We start from the raw sequence: 16841 nt of genomic DNA on the forward strand, positions 1-16841 counted from the left end.
CCTCCACTCACCACCAGCACCCCGCGTGCTGGCGCGGTAAACGGTCATCGGCTCTCGACACTGAGTACTTTTCCAAGCCCAAAATAACGGTTGGCCACTACCATCAGCGTGGCGGTTGTCACTATGTACACTACCGATACCGCCGCTAGCGTGGGATCCGCATATTCGCGTACATAGTTGTACATGGCGACGGGCAGGGTTTGCGTGCTTTGGGTCGTCACAAACAGCGAAGCGGTGAACTCATTGAATGACAGAATGGCAGCAAACAACCAGCCACCAGCAAGCCCGGGCAACAGTTGTGGAAAGGTAATCGTCGACACAACACGTAAGGGAGTTGCCCCCAGGCTTGCAGCAACGAGTTCAGTTCTCGGGTCCAGGTTATGCATGGAAACATACACACTGCGCAGCACAAACGGCAGCACTAACAAGATGTGGCAAAACACGACGACTGCATATCCCCGCGAGAGGTTTAGCTGCGACACCAGCATCAGTAAACCCAGCCCCACCATAAAGTGTGGAATGAAAAGCGGCGATAGTAATAACCCTTCCAGTAATCGCTTCCCCTGGAACTCGTAGCGATGAATGACGATAGCCAGGGTGGTGCCCACCAGAGTGGCCAGCGTCGATGCCCAAGCGGTAACGACCAGCCCGTTCCACAGGCCAATCTGAAAATCCCGGTACTCAAAGGCGTTCTTAAACCACCGTAAAGAGTACCCCTGCGGAGGAAAGGCGAGGACAGAAGAGGCGTTGAAAGAGGCGATGGCAACCACTAATGCCGGCAGTAAAATAAACAGCAGTATTAGCGCAACAAGCCCCTGACCTGCGCGCAGCAGCCATAGATCGGTACGTGAACGCTGCATGTCAATGCCCCCCTATCCTTTCCAGTGAATTTGTCAGGCGCTTGGTAAGCCATAGCACCAGCATGGTCAGCACCAGCCCCGCCACGCTCAAGCTGGCAGCGAAAGGCAAGTTAAGCGATGAGAACCCTAACTGATAGACCATCGTTGAAATGGTATTGACGCGCCCACCACCAATCAGTTGCGGCGTTGCAAACGCACTGAATGTCCATGCAAAGGAGGTCATGGTACCGGCAATAATGCCAGGCATGGATAACGGCAGGGTCACCGTTATGAAGGCTCGCACAGGCCCCGCCCCCAGGCTTATCGCCGCCCGTTCATAAGCGCGGTCAATATGCGATAGCCCGGCGGCCAGCATTAACACCATGATGGGTAACGTGACATGCACCAGCGCAATCACCACGCCCAGTTGTGTAAACATAAGCCGCAGAGGACGCTCTATAATGCCCAGGCCCATCAACACGCTGTTCAAAAACCCGTTGCTACCCAGCACGATAATCCATGAATAAGTACGCACCACCTCACCCAAAAACAGTGGTGTAATTGCAATAATCAGAATCAAGGAGCGGCACCAGGCACGTTGAGCCCGGATCATCGCATACGCCAACGGATAGCCAATCAGCAGCGTAAAAATCGCGGTATACAGGCTGAGTACGACGGTTTCCAGAAAGGCACTTGCGTACAGAGGCCTTAACAAAGCGTGGAAGTTAGCAAGCGTAAACCCGCCGACTTCAAGTGAGCCTGGTATATAGCTGCGAACGCTATATTGCAAAATGGCCAGCATTGCACAGATAAGCCCAAATGCTGTCAGCGTAGAAGGAAGAAGAAACCAATAAACAAAACGTGGTTTTTGTTGCATAACCTCGCCACCCTCAAAAAATAGCAAAGCACCCTGGGGCACTTCGCTAGCGAACGGTATGTCAGTTCATGATGTTTTCAGTAAACCACTGACGCCATTCGCCCATCTTCTCTGCGCGCAACTGAGGGTCGACGTTAATCGTCTGGTTCCACTCTTCCGGCGTTGCCAAAATAGCTGCTGACTCAGCAAGCTCGGCGGGTAGCGCTGCATTATCAACGGTAGGGCTACCATGCTTGATCTCAGCAATACGCGTCTGAACCTCCGGTGATAGCGCTATATTAATAAACTGATAGGCCAGTTCTTGATTGCTGGAACCACGCGTGATCGCCATGGTGTCCACACCCAACACAACACCTTCACTGGGGGTTGCCAACTCGATATTAACGCCTTCATTAATCATGTTTTGTGCATTCATCGAAAGCATTAGCTGAACGGGCGTTTCCCCTGTCGAAATCAACTGCTGACTATTGGCATCATTGGTATAAAACGCACGTAGGTTAGGTTTTAAGCTTTCGAGCCGCTCAATCCCCTCTTCCCAGTTCTCGGCATCAGCCCCTGACAGCAGTGCTGACACAGCAATGATGTGGCTGGGGTCAAAATCAGGCAGGGCGATGGAGTCTTCTAGCGCAGGGCTCCAGAGATCCTCCCAACTTTCGAAACTTGCCCCTTCAGGAATCAGGTCAGGCCGGTAGGCAATGGTGTAGCCATAACCCCAGGCACCAATGTGATAGGGACTGACCCGCGCCTGATCAACCAGGTACTCCGCATTTGGGATCTGCGCCATATCAAGTTCTTCAAACAAACCATCCGTCGCATAAAGCCACCCTACATGAGAGGTAGTAAAGGTTACATCGCTCTCAGGCTCGCTTGCTAACTTGGCTTTATTAAGGCGGTCAATGGTCCCACCAGTGGTGTAAACAACCTCAACCCCCGTCTCCTCGGTAAACTTCTGGGCAATCGCTTCATCAATTAAGTCGCGAAAACTCCCACCCCAGGTATCAACCACTAAAACGTCCTGGGCCATGGCACTTCCAGAACTAATGCCTAAAGCAATGACAGTGACAAATAATGACTTTTTCATTTTTACACCTCATTTATATTAATGATGACGGCAATGCTTAAGGCATTGTCAGGGGAGTTATACAGCGGCTAATGCCGCTGTACGGTGAAATCCTCGCTCGCTGTAAACCAGTGGTGAATGTGTGCTGTGCTCTAACGCGACAACTTGCCCAATAAGGATTCGATGCGAACCAAAGTCTTTAAAATCAACCAGTTTGCAATCAAAACTACAGGTGGCCCTTGCCAATACAGGGGCAGCACTGTTCAGGGTGGTCCAGCGGCCCACGGCAAAACGATTTTCGCGGTATTCAGGTACAGCACCGGCGAATATGTTGGCGATCTCCGCCTGGTCATCGGCTAATACATTGACGGCAAAAACGCCATGCTCCATAAACGTTGGCAGCGCCCGATTATCAAGGTGAACACATAGCACCACAGAGGGCGGCGTCATCGAGAGCGAACATAACGACGACACAGTTAATCCAGCACGTCCCAGCGGCCCATCGGTGGTAATCACCGACACGCCAGAGGCGGTCAAGCTCATCGCTTCACGAAATAGCTCAGGTGTCATCATGGTGATTAATCGCCTGCCATCACGTTATCGGAAAGGCTTGCCGCTTTACGCACAAAATCCAGCGGCCCCGAGAAATCGAAGCTGTTGTAGACCGCCGCCAAGTGGCTGAAATGAGGGGCTTGCGCAAATTGCACAAAGGTAAGACGGTGTCCGGCATAATCGGACGTCAGCAAATCGCGGGCAAACGCCATTAGTTTGCGACGGTCCTCCGAGTTCCAGCGGTCATTCAGCGAGTAGAACTTGTCCAGCCACTCCTTGGTCCCTTCCGTATGGAAGCTCGCAGCGTTAGGGGTGACACATAGCTGACCACCGCAGAGTTCACGGGCAATATGCATCATCTTGGGCAGTTGAGAGCAGGCCAGGACGCGACCGGCATAAAGAAGCGACTGGTTGGGCATTAACAAGCCTGCGGGGCTCTGCTCTGCCGTAGCAATTGAGGCGGTCAGATGAGCATTAATACTCTCGCGGTAACAGACCAGGTCAGCCAGCTTTTCCCGCACCGGTTGTAATTTGTCCAACCCCGTTTGCATGGCATTCCACATCGCTGTGCCAATCATCATATCGGCGACATACCGGAGGCGAAGTACATAAGGGAAGGCCGAGTAACGGTGTAGCGTGTTGCGAACAAACTGTGCAGATTTGGTATGCCGGTAGAAGAAAACGTCTTCCCAGGGAATCAGAACGTTGTCAAAAACAACCAGTGCCTCTACCTCATCAAAGCGATTGGCGAGCGGGTAATCCAACGGGTCTGTGCGGCCAGCAAATCCAGCCCGGCAAATATGCCTGACCCCAGGTGCACCCATTTTAACGATACAGCCCAGCGCATAGTCCGAAAGCTCCTGGGTACTCCAGGCGCCTACGGTGGGTTTGAGGAAGGCTTGATCAGCGTAGGCGGCGGCTGTCTCAAATTTAGCGCCACGAATGATGATCCCTGCATCTGTTTCTTTAACAACCCGCACCATCATATCCGGGTCTTGCTTCTGCGGCGGGAGTGAGCGGTCTCCTTTTGGGTCGGTATTTGCCGATACATGAAAGATATCCTGAGTAAAAACCCGTTGGATATGGCGATCAATGTTGTCTGCAAAGCGTGGGTCTATTTCAGCCAGCATGTCCCGGCCATCCAGCAATGACCACATTTCCCCAATAGTTTCATCCCCGACGCGCGTTGCGACGCCACCAATGTCCTTCAGGAAGCGATCCGTAGCATCCAGTTTGTCATACCAATCTTGTTTCTCACGGGGAGGGCGATAGAAGATCGAGTTGGTCTCGTTACCTGCTCGGTAGGTAAAGGCGTCTTGATGCTCAGGTTCATGCGCCATATCGTACATGCGGGATTTCACATCAATGATAGGCTTAAAGGCAGCATGCTTCGTCACATCCTTGACGCGCTCGCCCTCCAGCCATATTTCACGTCCATCCCGGAGTCCTTCGCGATACTCTTCGCCAGTACGGATCATGCTGCATTCCTTCTCAGTGGTGGTTTGAGAAGAGTGTGTCGCTGGCTACTTTGTTTGTAAAAACGCCTTTTCCTTTTTGTTGCATCAGAAATTCTGAGTTAGTTTCAGGCATGTAAAAACCCGCATCCGAGGATACGGGCTATATGAAGGAACTAACGCTCTTTATGCTTACGCGACGTCGAAGCGGTCTGCGTTCATCACTTTGGTCCAGGCGGCAACGAAATCTTTGACAAATTTCTCGCCATTATCGTCCTGGGCGTACACTTCGGCGTAAGAACGCAACAGCGAGTTTGAGCCAAACACCAGGTCAACGCGGGAGGCTGTCCACTTCACCGCACCGGTGGCACGGTCGCAAATCTCATAGATATTGTTGCCAATGGGCTTCCAGCTATTACCCATATCGGTCAGGTTGACGAAGAAATCATTGGTCAACTGGCCTTCCCGATCGGTAAATACACCGTGTTTGCTACCACCGTAGTTGGTACCCAATACGCGCATACCACCAATCAGCACGGTCATTTCCGGTGCGGTCAGCCCCATCAGTTGAGCGCGGTCCAGCAGCAGCTCTTCCGGTTTCACCACGTACTCTTTCTTCTGCCAGTTGCGGAAACCATCCGCCAGTGGCTCCAGTGGTTCAAAGGAGTCGGCATCGGTCATTTCCGCAGTAGCATCGCCGCGGCCTTTCAAAAACGGCACACGGATATCGTAGCCTGCTGCCTTGGCAGCTTTTTCAACCCCTACGCTACCGGCCAGTACAATGACGTCAGCGACGCTGGCACCCGTCTCTGCCGCGATTTGCTCATACACATTGAGTACTTTAGCCAACCGCTCCGGCTCATTGCCCTGCCACTCTTTCTGTGGCGCCAGGCGAATACGGGCACCATTGGCGCCACCACGCATATCGGACCCACGGTAGGTACGGGCACTATCCCATGCAGTGCTCACCATATCGCTGATGCTCAGGCCACTCTCGGCAATCTTCTGCTTAACCACTTCTTCACAGTAGTCAGTGCTTCCTGCCGGTACCGGATCCTGCCAGATCAGATCCTCCGCGGGTACTTCCGGGCCAATATAGCGCGCCTTCGGTCCCATGTCGCGGTGAGTCAACTTGAACCATGCTTTGGCGAAGGTCTTTTTGAAGTACTCCGGATCGGCCATGAATTTTTCACAAATGGCGCGATACGTCGGATCCATCTTCATGGCCATATCCGCATCGGTCATGATCGGATTGTGGCGAATAGTGGGGTCGCTGGCGTCGACAGGCTTATCTTCTTCTTTAATATCGATAGGCTCCCACTGGTGGGCACCGGCAGGGCTCTTCCTCAGTTCCCATTCGTGGCCGAACAACAGATCAAAGTAGCCCATATCAAACTTAGTGGGGTTAGTCGTCCAGGCGCCTTCAATGCCAGAAGTTACGGCATTACTCGCCTTACCCTGCATATTGGGGTTACCCCAGCCGAAGCCCTGATTTTCAACATCAGACGCTTCCGGCTCTGCCCCCAGGGCACTGGCATCGCCGTTACCGTGACATTTACCTACGGTGTGGCCACCGGCAGCCAGGGCCACTGTTTCTTCGTCATTCATCGCCATACGGGCGAAGGTTTCGCGCACATGTTGCGCGGTTTTCAGCGGATCAGGCTGGCCATTAACCCCTTCCGGGTTAACATAGATCAACCCCATCTGGACGGCAGCCAACGGGTTTTCCATGGTATCCGGTTTTTCGACATCGCCATAACGCTCGTCGGAAGGTGCCAGCCACTCTTTCTCGTTACCCCAGTAGATATCTTTTTCCGGATGCCAGATATCCTCGCGGCCAAACGAGAAACCATAGGACGGAAGCCCCATGGATTCATAGGCAACCGTACCCGCCAGAATCATCAGGTCGGCCCAACTGATTTTGTTGCCGTACTTTTTCTTAACCGGCCACAGCAGTCGACGAGCCTTATCAAGGCTAACGTTATCCGGCCAGGAGTTAAGCGGAGCAAAGCGCTGGCTACCAGTACCACCGCCACCGCGACCATCCGCGATACGATAGGTGCCGGCGGAATGCCAGGCCATACGGATCATCAAACCACCGTAGTGTCCCCAATCCGCTGGCCACCACGCCTGACTGTCGGTCATCAGCGTATGAACATCTTGCTTGAGGGCATCGAAATCCAGCTTTCTGACCTCTTCCCGATAGTCGAAGTCAGGATCCATTGGGTTTGTTTTACGATCATGCTGGTGCAAAATATCCAGGTTCAACCCTTCAGGCCACCAGTCTTTATTGGACGTACCTGTGGACGTATTGCCACCATGCATTACAGGACATTTACCACTCATAGCTCTCTCCCTTTATTGCTCTTTGCCTTGACCATGCCAAGGCACAAATGGTGAGCGCCTCTAGAAACCTCTACCTGCACCACCTGCAAGCAAGAAGACGCGTCACTGATATGACACTGTTTTAAATCAACCGGGTGATAGTCACAATTTGCATTTTCCGACCAATCTAATAGAAACTACCTATTGTATGCGTTGTTCGCTGTAGATTGCCTTTAAATATATAGATGATGCTGAGAAGATCGCTTGTAGCTTGTCGCATAGCGGTTGTTCTGAAACATGGGTATGAAATGCAGCTACGGCAGCACAATGGGCAACTGGATAGTGGAGAGCGGTACCATTAAGGGTATAATTTTATAAAAACAGCACGTCATTCACGACCGATAGCCGAGTCCACGCTAGCACGTTTTTATCGCTCCACGGCGACGTGCCGTCTTTTAATGACAAGAGTAGCACTTCATGTCCATGGCGAAACGTTCCATGTCTGGCTTCACGCTCTTAGAACTGCTGGTGACTATGGCGCTGTTCGCCACGTTAGCTACCATTGCCATTCCTAACTTTTCCAGCATCATTCAAGAAAACCGTGTCATTACGGTTGCAAACGATTACAAAACCGCGCTGAGCTATGCCCGCAGCGAAGCCGTGAAGCGTAACCAGTCAGTCAGCCTTCTCCCCAGCTCAAGTGGCTGGGATGCAGGCTGGGAAGTCGCCAGTCAGGCAGACTCATTACGCACCTGGAGCCAACCAAGAGGCGATATCACCTTAACAGGCGCTCCTGATCGCTTTACCTTCAATAGCCAGGGCCGCCTGGTAACCACCGGATTCACCTCGTGGGAAGTATCCATAGCACTTGATAACCGTGGGCGCTGCGTACGCATAGAGCCCAGCGGTATTTCCCGTGTGCTTTCCAGCCGTCAGGTTTGCCAATAACACAACACTGAGCGCTGATATGCAGAAGCCACAATTAGGTATTTCATTATTGGAGTCGCTGATTGCACTACTTGTGCTGTCGTTGGGCTTATTGGGCGTAGTGGGTTTACAAACCCAGTCGCTCACTCATAACCGGGCGGCCTATTTTGAGACCCAGGCGACCAATATGGCTCAGGATATGCTGGATCGTATACGTGCCAACAATACCAATGTCGCAGCTTATGCTCTTGGTGTAGGTAGCCCGGTACAGGGGAGTGGCCTGCCTGCCAATGACCGCAATGAGTGGATAGAGGACTTAGTCTCTACGCTGCCTGACGGTGAGGGCGGCATATCCATCAATGATAATCGCGTCACTATTGTTGTTCGCTGGGCAGACACATCGGTGCCCGACGATGTACGCCAGATAGAATTAGTGTCGGAACTGTGAGATGACTACATTGCCTGCAACCAAACGCCCAATTTCCTCGCCACAGACAGGATTCACACTGGTTGAGCTGCTGGTTGCCATGGTGATAGGACTGCTGGTAATGGCCGGTGCCACGCAACTGTTCATCACCTCCCAGCATAGCTACCGATTGCAAACGGCGCTGGCGGATATGCAGGATATTGGGCGCTTCTCACTGGATACGCTGTCGCGCGAACTGCGTCAGGCTGACTATATTGGCGGCTGTGCTCCCACCCAAACCACCGTCCACCTACGCAATATTGCGAATACTGGCCATCCACCGCTCTCTTTACAGGCATGGGACGACGCCAATGGCAGCGATTTTGCCACCAACTTGATTAATCCGGTTCCGGGCCAACATAGCGTGGCATTCCGCGGTGCCCTAGTTGCACGCACGGGCTTTGCCAATGATTCGCTCGCCGTTACCAGTGTTGATAATCCGCAACAACTCTCTTTAAACCGCAATATCGACAGCTTGTTCAGCGGCCAACTGGTTTTGCTGCAAGGCCTGCAGAGTTGCGATATTTTTTACAATACCTCCAACACTGCGAGCCTTCTTCAAAAAGCAGCAAGTGCCGGGTGGCTGGGTAATGTCGCAGCCAGTGCGAGCCCGTGGGGCAATGTCAGTGGATTTACCTATATCGCCGATCAAAGCATATCCCTAAGCGCGCTTAGTGGTGCAATTTATTATATTGGCCTGAATCCTGACAGCGGGAGCACTCCCTCGCTAATGCGACTGGATATCAGCCAGACAACGCCCCATAACGAAGTCCTGGCCAGCAATGTTGTGGCCATGCGCACCTCCTTTTTAGTGGATGACCAATACCTCCCTCCCGAACAGCTCAGCGCAACAGAGTGGGCAACGGTTCGCGCACTTCGGATTAGCCTTATCGTACAAAGTGATCAAGCCGATCTGCGAAATGCCGATACCACTCTTACCATGGGGAATTTTCGCGGCGACAACGTATTTACAGCAAACGATGGCCGACTCTATCAAGCATTCACCACTACTGTAACACTTAGGAATCGCTAGTATGCATGGTCAAGGATTTGCTCAGCAGCAGGGAATGGCGCTCGTTTTGAGCCTGATTTTCCTCGCTATTGTCACCATACTTAGCCTTTCCTCCATGCAAGGCGCCATCACTCAAGACCGTATGGCTTCAAGCCAGCGGGATCATACAGTGGCATTTCAAGCGGCTGAGGCTGCCCTGCGTGACGCCGAATCCCAACTGCAAAATGGTGTGTCGCCTTCAAACAGTTGGACGACCCACACCATTAGTGTGGGCCAGGCAACACTCAGGCCGCGTTACCGAATCATTGAAATGGCGCCACTTGGCTCGCGCTCAGATAACAGCGGAGAAGAAGTTATAGAGCGCCTATACCTTATTGAAGCACAAGGGTTTGGCAATGCCGATGGCACCAGTGTCACGCTCGAATCCATGTTTGTGCGCCAACAGCTGGTGGAGGCACCATGACCAGAAAAGCTAACCGCCTGCTCACCATGATGGTTTTACTGTTCGCGCTTGGCGGTACCGGTGCCCCTGCTTATGGCATGGGTAATTTTCCTCCAACCGACCCAACCCCAGAACCAGAGCCCGAGCCGGAGCCCGAACCGGAGCCGGAGCCCGAGCCCGAGCCTCCCATTGGAGGCGGCGATGGCGAGCCGATTGACGAGGAGTATGAGATACCCGACGAGCGAACAGATATTTCACCTGCACCGCTCAATGTCGTTAGCCGTGTACCACCCAACATACTGTTGATTCTGGATAACTCAGAGAGTGGTCAAGAAGGGCTGGATGGTCGTGTGGCTTTGGGTACCAACACAGGGGATCGTGAAAATCTGGCGGCCTGCCAGCCAAATACCTTTAACGCCACCCTATGCCCGGCAGGCGCCCGCTCCCCACTCAGTAAATCCAGTATTATGAAGCGGGTAGGCCGGGACTTGGTGGAACGCTACCAGGGTGATATCAATATGGGCCTGATGGCCTACCAGCAGAATCCTGCCTCTAGAACCCGGGATAACGCCTTTAGCGGCAACACCGTGGTATGGCGCCTGACTGAACGGGCGCTTGCGCCACGTTACTCCACCAATGCAACCCCCAGTTGGTACGATCCATCGTTTGAGGGTGCCTGGGATGCAAACACCAAGCGTTATCGAACCCGTTTACCCGACCTGAATATTTACGCCTTTTTTAACGTTGGCGTACCCGGCTATATGTTTGAGGAAAACTTCAGCACGGGGCTGCCAACCAATGATGTAACCGAATACTGGCGACGCATATCAAGCCCCACCGCAACCTCCGACCAGGTATCTGCCCGTTACCGTAGCCTAACCAGCGGTTCCTCCAACTCACCCTCTATCGGTGATGGCATCTCTTACAGCTCCCCAGTCAACTCCAACTACTCACTGCCATTGGTTGACAGCTTGCGCCAGCGGGGTATTCCAAACTGGGGCGCCCATACCGCCTCAATACAGCTAAACCAGTGGGAGTGGCGTACGACGTCATCCCCAGGCTTGGGCTATCTGCATGTTCCCATTGGTGGCCTGAACGATGATGGCACAGTTAACGATGCCCACTGGGAGGCAATAGAAACCAAGCTGGGTACCCAGCGCCATGAATGGAATGGGAGTGGCAACCCCATGACCGACCCAAGCTGGCCGTTACTGGCGACCGGTCTGACCCCCCTTGAAGGCACGATGTATACCGCACGGGATTATTTTTTAAGCAATACCGGGAGTAACAGTGCCTTTGGCAGCCATCAGGGGTACCAGCAGAACCTCACCATCCCCAACCTCAATAACCCTGAGGCGCAGCAGTGCCTGGTGAATGCCAATATATGGTTAACCGATGGACTGCCCTCTGTTGACCGCAGCGGCAACCCGCTGGGCGACGATGTAAGCAGCGCACTAGCCAGCGCGGAGGCTGCCATTCAGCGTCTTTATGATGATACGAATGCCCAACTCGCCAATCCGGTAAACACCTACGTGGTGGGTTTTAACCTACCACCCGATATCGCCAACCTGCCGAATGTACCGGAAGATCCGTTGGGCGATCTTGCCCGCGCAGGCGGTACCGAACGCGCCTACTTTGCGGACGACGAAGCCTCACTAAACCGGGTGATGCAGCAAGTGCTGGGCAATATTATTGCGGCTTCCCAATCCAATACCTCGGCGGCAGTCAGCAGCGACGAGTTTAATGTCGAAGACGGTAATCTACTCTACACCGCAGGCTTTAGAAGCGAAGACTGGTCTGGCCGCCTCACCGCCTCAGCTATCCAGGCCGACGGCAGCCGCGACGTCCGCTGGGATGCCGAAACCGAGCTTGCCAGCCAGGCTGGCAGCCGACGCCTGTTAACCTCCCGGCGCCTGGAAGATGGCCAGCGCACCGGTGCACTGCTCACCGCTGACAACAGCGGACTCACCAGTGCCGAAATCCATTGGCTGCAAGGAATGAACGTTCCGGGGTTCAGAACCCGGCAGTCCCTGTTGGGCGATATTATCAACGCCAACCCAGTGGTTCTTCAGGGCAGCGAAACGCGCGTACCGCTGCTCCTCGTCGCTGCCAACGATGGGATGCTACACGGTTTCAACGCTTCAACCGGTCGCGAGTTATTTGCTTACCTGCCCGCAGAGCTGACTCAAGGCGATGCACCAGCACTCCGCCAGCTCACCCAGGAGAATTATACCCATCGCTACTTTATGGATGGCACTCCCTCCGTGCGTGAGGTCAATATCAGTGGTGGACCCGACGCGGTTGCCGTAGGCACCATGGGAGCAGGCGGCCGCACGGTATTTGCCCTTGATGTCAGTAACCCCAGCAACGTCAATGCCAGTGACGTGCTATGGGAGTTTCGCCATCCGGAGCTAGGTACAGGCGTAAGCAAACCAACCATTACCCAGCTTACCGATGGCACCTGGGTAGCCATCTTTGGCAACGGCTACAACAGTACCAGCTACCAGGCGGCACTCTTTGTGGTAGAACTGACTACAGGCACGCTGATTGCCCACTTGACCACCAACGTTGGCAATGCCGACTCCCCCAATGGACTAGCCACACCAACGGTTACCTCCTGGCCAAGCTTCGCGGGCGCACGCTTTGCCTATGCAGGCGATCTTGCAGGTAATATGTGGCGTTTCCCGCTTACGGATAGCGGCAACGTCAACCAGCTTTATCAAGGCAGCTCCCACCAGCCGATCACCTCCGCTCCCGCAGTGACACTGAGCAGTAGCTCCCCCGACACACTCATGGTGGTGTTTGGCACCGGCAGCTATTTCCGCAGCAGTGATATTGGGAACAGCATGACTCAGCAACTTATCGGCCTACAAGATAACGTTGGCAGAAGTACAACGCTGAACCAACACCATCTAGCGGTTCAAACCATTACCGGCAGTGCCTTACGAGACGGTTTTAATCTGCGCGCCAGCAGCAACCATGCCCTTGCCAGCAACCAACGCGGCTGGCGCCTGGAGCTTCCCCCTGGCGAGCGTGTCATTGCCGCGCCCTCAATCTCCAGCAGCCTGCCCAGGCGAGTACGCTTTTCGACCCTCCTGCCCGATGAATCTGACCCTTGCGGTGGCGGGCGTAGCGGCTTTTTTATGTCGCTACTGGCCGATACCGGCGGTAGTGGGGGTGTGACCACCTTTGATTTTAATGGCGATGGACAGCCAGACAGCGATGCCACCATCGGCGGGGATGCCATTACCGGGCTGCAGGCAGGTACAGGGGAGCGACTGGTGGGCGTTAGCGACCGCGATGGCGGCATTGAGCGGCTGTACGTGGGTAATCCCGACGACCCGAGCACCACCCCTAGCGGCGATGGCTCCATCACGATTGGCTTCAGTGACAGCCACTTAGGCCGCCGCTCCTGGCGCCAGTTAACCGGGGAAGAAAACGACACCTGAGCAAGCTTCATCGTTAATGAACAAAAATAAGATACAGACCTGATACAAAAGAGAATGTGAGTACACCACACCGCATGATATTTTGATTAAGCCGTGAGTGATAAAACCGGCTGGCTAAGCCACCGATAACATCGCTTTCCTGACACGTTTAGACATCGCCAGAGAGCTGGAACAGAAAGGGCTTATTTTCAAAGCATTAGCAGATAAAAAGCATATCAAGTCCAACCTTTCACTTTGCATCGCTGCAGACCGCCCTCTGCCTATGGCGAGATCACCGCCATGCTGGAGCAGTTTCGTCAAACAATCGTCGATATCGACGAGGCGGCCGACTGATTAAGCAGAAACAGGCAGGGTTGATCTTAAAACTGAGCCACCAAGCCAGATCAATAAAATCTATCCAGGTATTTTTGTAGGGTCCGACGCCATCCCTTGTCTTAGTTCTTGCCCCACGCCACGTTTACTCCACGACACAGGACTCGCTATCTCGAAATACGGCCTATAAATCAAAGATCACGCCCACTCTGTAACCCACAGGACGATGCCTGGGAAAAGAGTGAAGAGTCCCACAGCTCCAAGCAGAATCAACCAATACGGCAATGAAGCCTTAGCCGCTGCAGGTAGATCGACATCATTATTCGAAATCGAAGACAGTACGAACAAATTGAGTCCCACCGGCGGGGTAATCATGCCAATCTCAATCAGCAAAGTGACGATAATACCGAACCAGATGGGGTCAAACCCTAAACTGGTGACCATTGGAAAGGTGATTGGCAGCGTCATCAACAACAGCGAGATACCGTCGAAGAAACAACCGAGCACGATATAAACCAGCACGATCATGAGTAGAATGCCATAGGGGCCTAGACCGAAACCTGCGATCGCATCAACCGCGGCACGCGGAATGCCCAACAAGCTAACAGCTTGTGACAGGATCACTGTGCCGATCAAGATCATACCGATGGCGGCAAACATTAGAGAGGCATGCTTGAAGGCCTGCCATAACCGCAATAGGTTAAGATCCCCCCAGGTCATGCCCAATACAATGCTGGCAACAACCCCCAGCGCAGCAGATTCCGTGGGCGTGGCAATGCCAAGATAGATGGTACCCAATACAAAGAAAATCAGGATAGGTAGTGGCCAGATCTCGAGCATCCCTCGTCCCACCTCGCTCCAGTCCATCCTGTCCTTCGCGGCGGGTGTCACTGCCGTGCCGATACTAGAACGTATAATGATCCACAGCGAAAAGGCACAGGCGATCATCAATCCCGGCAACATGCCGGCGATGAACAGCTTTCCAATCGATACATTCTGGGTGGCACCATAGATGATCAACGCTAAGCTGGGAGGAATCAGCAACCCCAGAGTACCGCCAGCCGCCAGGGTGCCCACCACTACACTTGGCGTATAGCCTCGTCGCTTCAGTTCTGGATACCCCACCGAGCCAATCGCAGCAGCAGTGGAAGTACTTGAACCACTGACCGCGCCGAACAAGGTACACACGGCAATGTTGGTATGCAGCAGCTGTCCTGGAATCCGTACGAACAATGGTGTCAAACCGTTGTAGACCCGACGCGACACACCACTGGCCAGCAGTATCTCGCCGAGGAAAATGAACAGAGGCACAGCGCTAAGGGTAAAATCGGTCAGCATGTTCCAGGACGCATTGATCGCCAACGGTGTTGCACCGTTGGCCTGAAAATGCAGCAACAACATCCCTGTGAGGCCAAGTGCTGCGCCCAGTATTGCCCCGCTTGAGAGCAGCACGATCAGGCTACCGCTGAGCAGCAGCCAACTCATAGCTGCCTGTCCTCTTGAGCAACGGAGATAGGTTGGCGCATGCCATGACGAACTTGTACTAAAATGCACAACAGCATAGACAACGGCATGATCGCCATCCATGGCCACAGCAGAATGCCACTAATATCGGCTCGTGAGTTAATCGAATACGAAAAGCTCATAAAATCATAAGCTTCGTAAGCATATACCAAGCAGAACGCTAGCAACGTCACCGTACCAACCATATCCATAACTCTGACCATAGATGGCGGCGCAAGCTGCGTTAGGATCTCAATCCGAATATGCCGCCCCTTGTCTAGCACATGCGGCAAACACAGGAAGGTCAGGGAAAGGAACAGCAGTCCAGCCAACTCATCTGAGAACCTCAGGGGCCGACCACCTAGATAACGCATCATCGTGCTGACAAAGATCAGTCCCGTCATTACCACGCCGCCAAACACGCCCATCAAAAATGCGCCATACGCCGTTCTTTCAATTAATAGGTCGAATTTTCGAAGCATTATCATCATCCATTGCTGATATGAAAGGTGGAGCCAACAAGGAGAGCCAACTTCCGAACCATCATCACTCGGTAAGCGCTTGGGTGACGGTCTCGTAATAATAAACCCCCTCGTCACCGGAGTTTTCGGCCATACGCTGCCAAGCGCTCCACGCCGCTGTAACGAAGGTTTCCACATCAGCATCAGAGAATGGCGGCAGAATGGTGATCCCTAAATCCTCACGCTCTTGCCGTGCCAGATCTTCTCGTTCAGGATCAACGGCAAGCTCCCGGGTCATTACCCAAGTCTCCTGGCCTGCTTCTTCTAGTGCTTGACGCTGATTATCGTTGAGCCGCCCCAAAGCTCGTTCACTGATACCAAATATCCATGGCGCAGCAGCCCAAGGGTGTAGATAGGATTCGTACTGCGTGACCTCCTGTAATGAAACCGTCTTGGCCACGGTAGAAAGATAATAAGCACAATCCACTACACCTGTTTGCAACGCCATGTACATGTCATTTTGGGGTATTACCTGCGCAACGATATCCAGTGCATCGAAAGTCTCGACCAAATGCCTGGACCAAACACGGACCTTCTTACCCTGCAGATCCTCAAGAGAGTCGACAGGCTCCTTGCAGTGCAGCCCAACGTCGAATATAGGTGCCACTACACCACCTACCGTATGAATGCCCCACTTGGCAAAGCCCTCGTCGTACATGTCTTTAATTACCGGCAAGATATCAAGATGCTGCTCTGCTTCTGTTATCGCGCCCTGGGCATAGACTGAGGCAAGCGCTGGTGCGTCACGGGTATAGTATTCACCATATAACAACGCCATATCGACCATGCCACGCTGTAAGGTGCGCAGTATATCGGCCTCTTTCAGGCCGAGCGCACCAGCATGATAGATATCTATTTTCAACTCGCCGCCGGATTTTTCCTCTACTAAGCTAGCAAAGTGTTCGATATGCTCCGCTTCCGGTCTTGACTGTGCGAGCCCGCTGTGAAAAGTAAGAGTAACAGCATCAGCCTGGGCAGCTGCCATCGTAGCCATCAAGCCCAACAACGTGACTGTTCTCGCAAGTATATTGAAGTGATTTTTTTGCATTATTTCTTCACTCAAGATGGAATTGTTGTTCCATCTTGCTTAGTAATCATAACT

The 16841-nt window shown here is 53.2% G+C and carries 14 protein-coding genes; 5 read left to right on the forward strand and 9 right to left on the reverse strand.

The features are described from left to right. Positions 1 to 44: 44 nt before the first annotated feature. The 6 genes from HP566_RS01850 to katG all read right to left on the reverse strand — a co-directional run bounded on the left by HP566_RS01850 (position 45) and on the right by katG (position 7128). Entirely contained in the window at positions 45 to 860 is an 816-nt protein-coding gene (locus tag HP566_RS01850) for an ABC transporter permease (RefSeq protein ID WP_249975556.1), read from the reverse strand. A 1-nt stretch (position 861) separates the two neighbouring features. Continuing rightward, positions 862 to 1716, reverse strand: a complete 855-nt coding sequence (locus HP566_RS01855; protein ID WP_249975557.1) for an ABC transporter permease — start codon at positions 1714 to 1716, stop codon at positions 862 to 864. A gap of 61 nt (positions 1717 to 1777) precedes the next feature. After that, a complete protein-coding gene (locus HP566_RS01860) occupies positions 1778 to 2797 on the reverse strand; it encodes an ABC transporter substrate-binding protein (RefSeq protein ID WP_249975558.1) in 1020 nt (339 codons plus the stop codon). A 57-nt stretch (positions 2798 to 2854) separates the two neighbouring features. Then, complete coding sequence (locus tag HP566_RS01865; RefSeq protein WP_249975559.1) at positions 2855 to 3349, reverse strand: flavin reductase family protein; 495 nt, start codon at positions 3347 to 3349, stop codon at positions 2855 to 2857. A gap of 5 nt (positions 3350 to 3354) precedes the next feature. After that, complete coding sequence (locus HP566_RS01870; protein WP_249975560.1) at positions 3355 to 4806, reverse strand: 4-hydroxyphenylacetate 3-hydroxylase family protein; 1452 nt, start codon at positions 4804 to 4806, stop codon at positions 3355 to 3357. 168 nt (positions 4807 to 4974) lie between these two features. Then, complete coding sequence (katG, locus tag HP566_RS01875; RefSeq protein ID WP_249975561.1) at positions 4975 to 7128, reverse strand: catalase/peroxidase HPI; 2154 nt, start codon at positions 7126 to 7128, stop codon at positions 4975 to 4977. Between the two features lie 456 nt (positions 7129 to 7584). Between katG and HP566_RS01880 the strand changes: the two genes are divergently transcribed. The 5 genes from HP566_RS01880 to HP566_RS01900 are packed head-to-tail and all read left to right on the forward strand — an operon-like array spanning position 7585 to position 13403. Continuing rightward, positions 7585 to 8055: a GspH/FimT family pseudopilin gene (locus HP566_RS01880; RefSeq protein ID WP_249975562.1), complete on the forward strand. Its 471-nt coding sequence runs from the start codon at positions 7585 to 7587 to the stop codon at positions 8053 to 8055. 19 nt (positions 8056 to 8074) lie between these two features. Next, positions 8075 to 8482, forward strand: coding sequence for a type IV pilus modification protein PilV (gene pilV, locus HP566_RS01885; protein WP_249975563.1), 408 nt, complete (start codon positions 8075 to 8077; stop codon positions 8480 to 8482). A gap of 1 nt (position 8483) precedes the next feature. After that, positions 8484 to 9533, forward strand: coding sequence for a PilW family protein (locus HP566_RS01890; protein ID WP_249975564.1), 1050 nt, complete (start codon positions 8484 to 8486; stop codon positions 9531 to 9533). A gap of 1 nt (position 9534) precedes the next feature. Further along, on the forward strand, positions 9535 to 9975 hold the full coding sequence (locus tag HP566_RS01895) for a pilus assembly PilX family protein (RefSeq protein ID WP_249975565.1): 441 nt from the start codon (positions 9535 to 9537) through the stop codon (positions 9973 to 9975). Beyond that, positions 9972 to 13403, forward strand: coding sequence for a pilus assembly protein (locus HP566_RS01900; RefSeq protein WP_249975566.1), 3432 nt, complete (start codon positions 9972 to 9974; stop codon positions 13401 to 13403). Before HP566_RS01895 ends, HP566_RS01900 begins: the two co-directional genes overlap by 4 nt. A 510-nt stretch (positions 13404 to 13913) precedes the next feature. Here the strand turns inward: HP566_RS01900 and HP566_RS01905 are convergent. From HP566_RS01905 to dctP, 3 genes are all read right to left on the reverse strand, one after another. Further along, positions 13914 to 15200, reverse strand: coding sequence for a TRAP transporter large permease (locus HP566_RS01905; protein WP_249975567.1), 1287 nt, complete (start codon positions 15198 to 15200; stop codon positions 13914 to 13916). Beyond that, positions 15197 to 15700: a TRAP transporter small permease gene (locus HP566_RS01910; protein WP_249975568.1), complete on the reverse strand. Its 504-nt coding sequence runs from the start codon at positions 15698 to 15700 to the stop codon at positions 15197 to 15199. Before HP566_RS01910 ends, HP566_RS01905 begins: the two co-directional genes overlap by 4 nt. Before the next feature lie 64 nt (positions 15701 to 15764). Beyond that, positions 15765 to 16787 (reverse strand): TRAP transporter substrate-binding protein DctP, encoded by a 1023-nt coding sequence (gene dctP, locus HP566_RS01915; RefSeq protein ID WP_249975569.1) that lies wholly within the window; start codon positions 16785 to 16787, stop codon positions 15765 to 15767. Between the last annotated feature and the right edge of the window lie 54 nt (positions 16788 to 16841).

Origin of the sequence: Vreelandella olivaria, from assembly GCF_023507745.1 — a bacterium.
In the GTDB taxonomy this organism is placed as follows: domain Bacteria; phylum Pseudomonadota; class Gammaproteobacteria; order Pseudomonadales; family Halomonadaceae; genus Vreelandella; species Vreelandella olivaria_A.

Excerpts from the sequence above, each read along its gene's own strand:
- HP566_RS01910 (WP_249975568.1), bottom strand. The coding sequence starts at position 15,700 with ATGCTTCGAAAATTCGACCTATTAATTGAAAGAACGGCGTATGGCGCA.
- HP566_RS01865 (WP_249975559.1), bottom strand. The coding sequence starts at position 3,349 with ATGATGACACCTGAGCTATTTCGTGAAGCGATGAGCTTGACCGCCTCT.
- HP566_RS01850 (WP_249975556.1), bottom strand. The coding sequence starts at position 860 with ATGCAGCGTTCACGTACCGATCTATGGCTGCTGCGCGCAGGTCAGGGG.
- HP566_RS01860 (WP_249975558.1), bottom strand. The coding sequence starts at position 2,797 with ATGAAAAAGTCATTATTTGTCACTGTCATTGCTTTAGGCATTAGTTCT.
- HP566_RS01870 (WP_249975560.1), bottom strand. The coding sequence starts at position 4,806 with ATGATCCGTACTGGCGAAGAGTATCGCGAAGGACTCCGGGATGGACGT.
- HP566_RS01890 (WP_249975564.1), top strand. The coding sequence starts at position 8,484 with ATGACTACATTGCCTGCAACCAAACGCCCAATTTCCTCGCCACAGACA.
- HP566_RS01855 (WP_249975557.1), bottom strand. The coding sequence starts at position 1,716 with ATGCAACAAAAACCACGTTTTGTTTATTGGTTTCTTCTTCCTTCTACG.
- HP566_RS01905 (WP_249975567.1), bottom strand. The coding sequence starts at position 15,200 with ATGAGTTGGCTGCTGCTCAGCGGTAGCCTGATCGTGCTGCTCTCAAGC.
- dctP (WP_249975569.1), bottom strand. The coding sequence starts at position 16,787 with ATGCAAAAAAATCACTTCAATATACTTGCGAGAACAGTCACGTTGTTG.
- pilV (WP_249975563.1), top strand. The coding sequence starts at position 8,075 with ATGCAGAAGCCACAATTAGGTATTTCATTATTGGAGTCGCTGATTGCA.
- katG (WP_249975561.1), bottom strand. The coding sequence starts at position 7,128 with ATGAGTGGTAAATGTCCTGTAATGCATGGTGGCAATACGTCCACAGGT.
- HP566_RS01880 (WP_249975562.1), top strand. The coding sequence starts at position 7,585 with ATGTCCATGGCGAAACGTTCCATGTCTGGCTTCACGCTCTTAGAACTG.
- HP566_RS01895 (WP_249975565.1), top strand. The coding sequence starts at position 9,535 with ATGCATGGTCAAGGATTTGCTCAGCAGCAGGGAATGGCGCTCGTTTTG.
- HP566_RS01900 (WP_249975566.1), top strand. The coding sequence starts at position 9,972 with ATGACCAGAAAAGCTAACCGCCTGCTCACCATGATGGTTTTACTGTTC.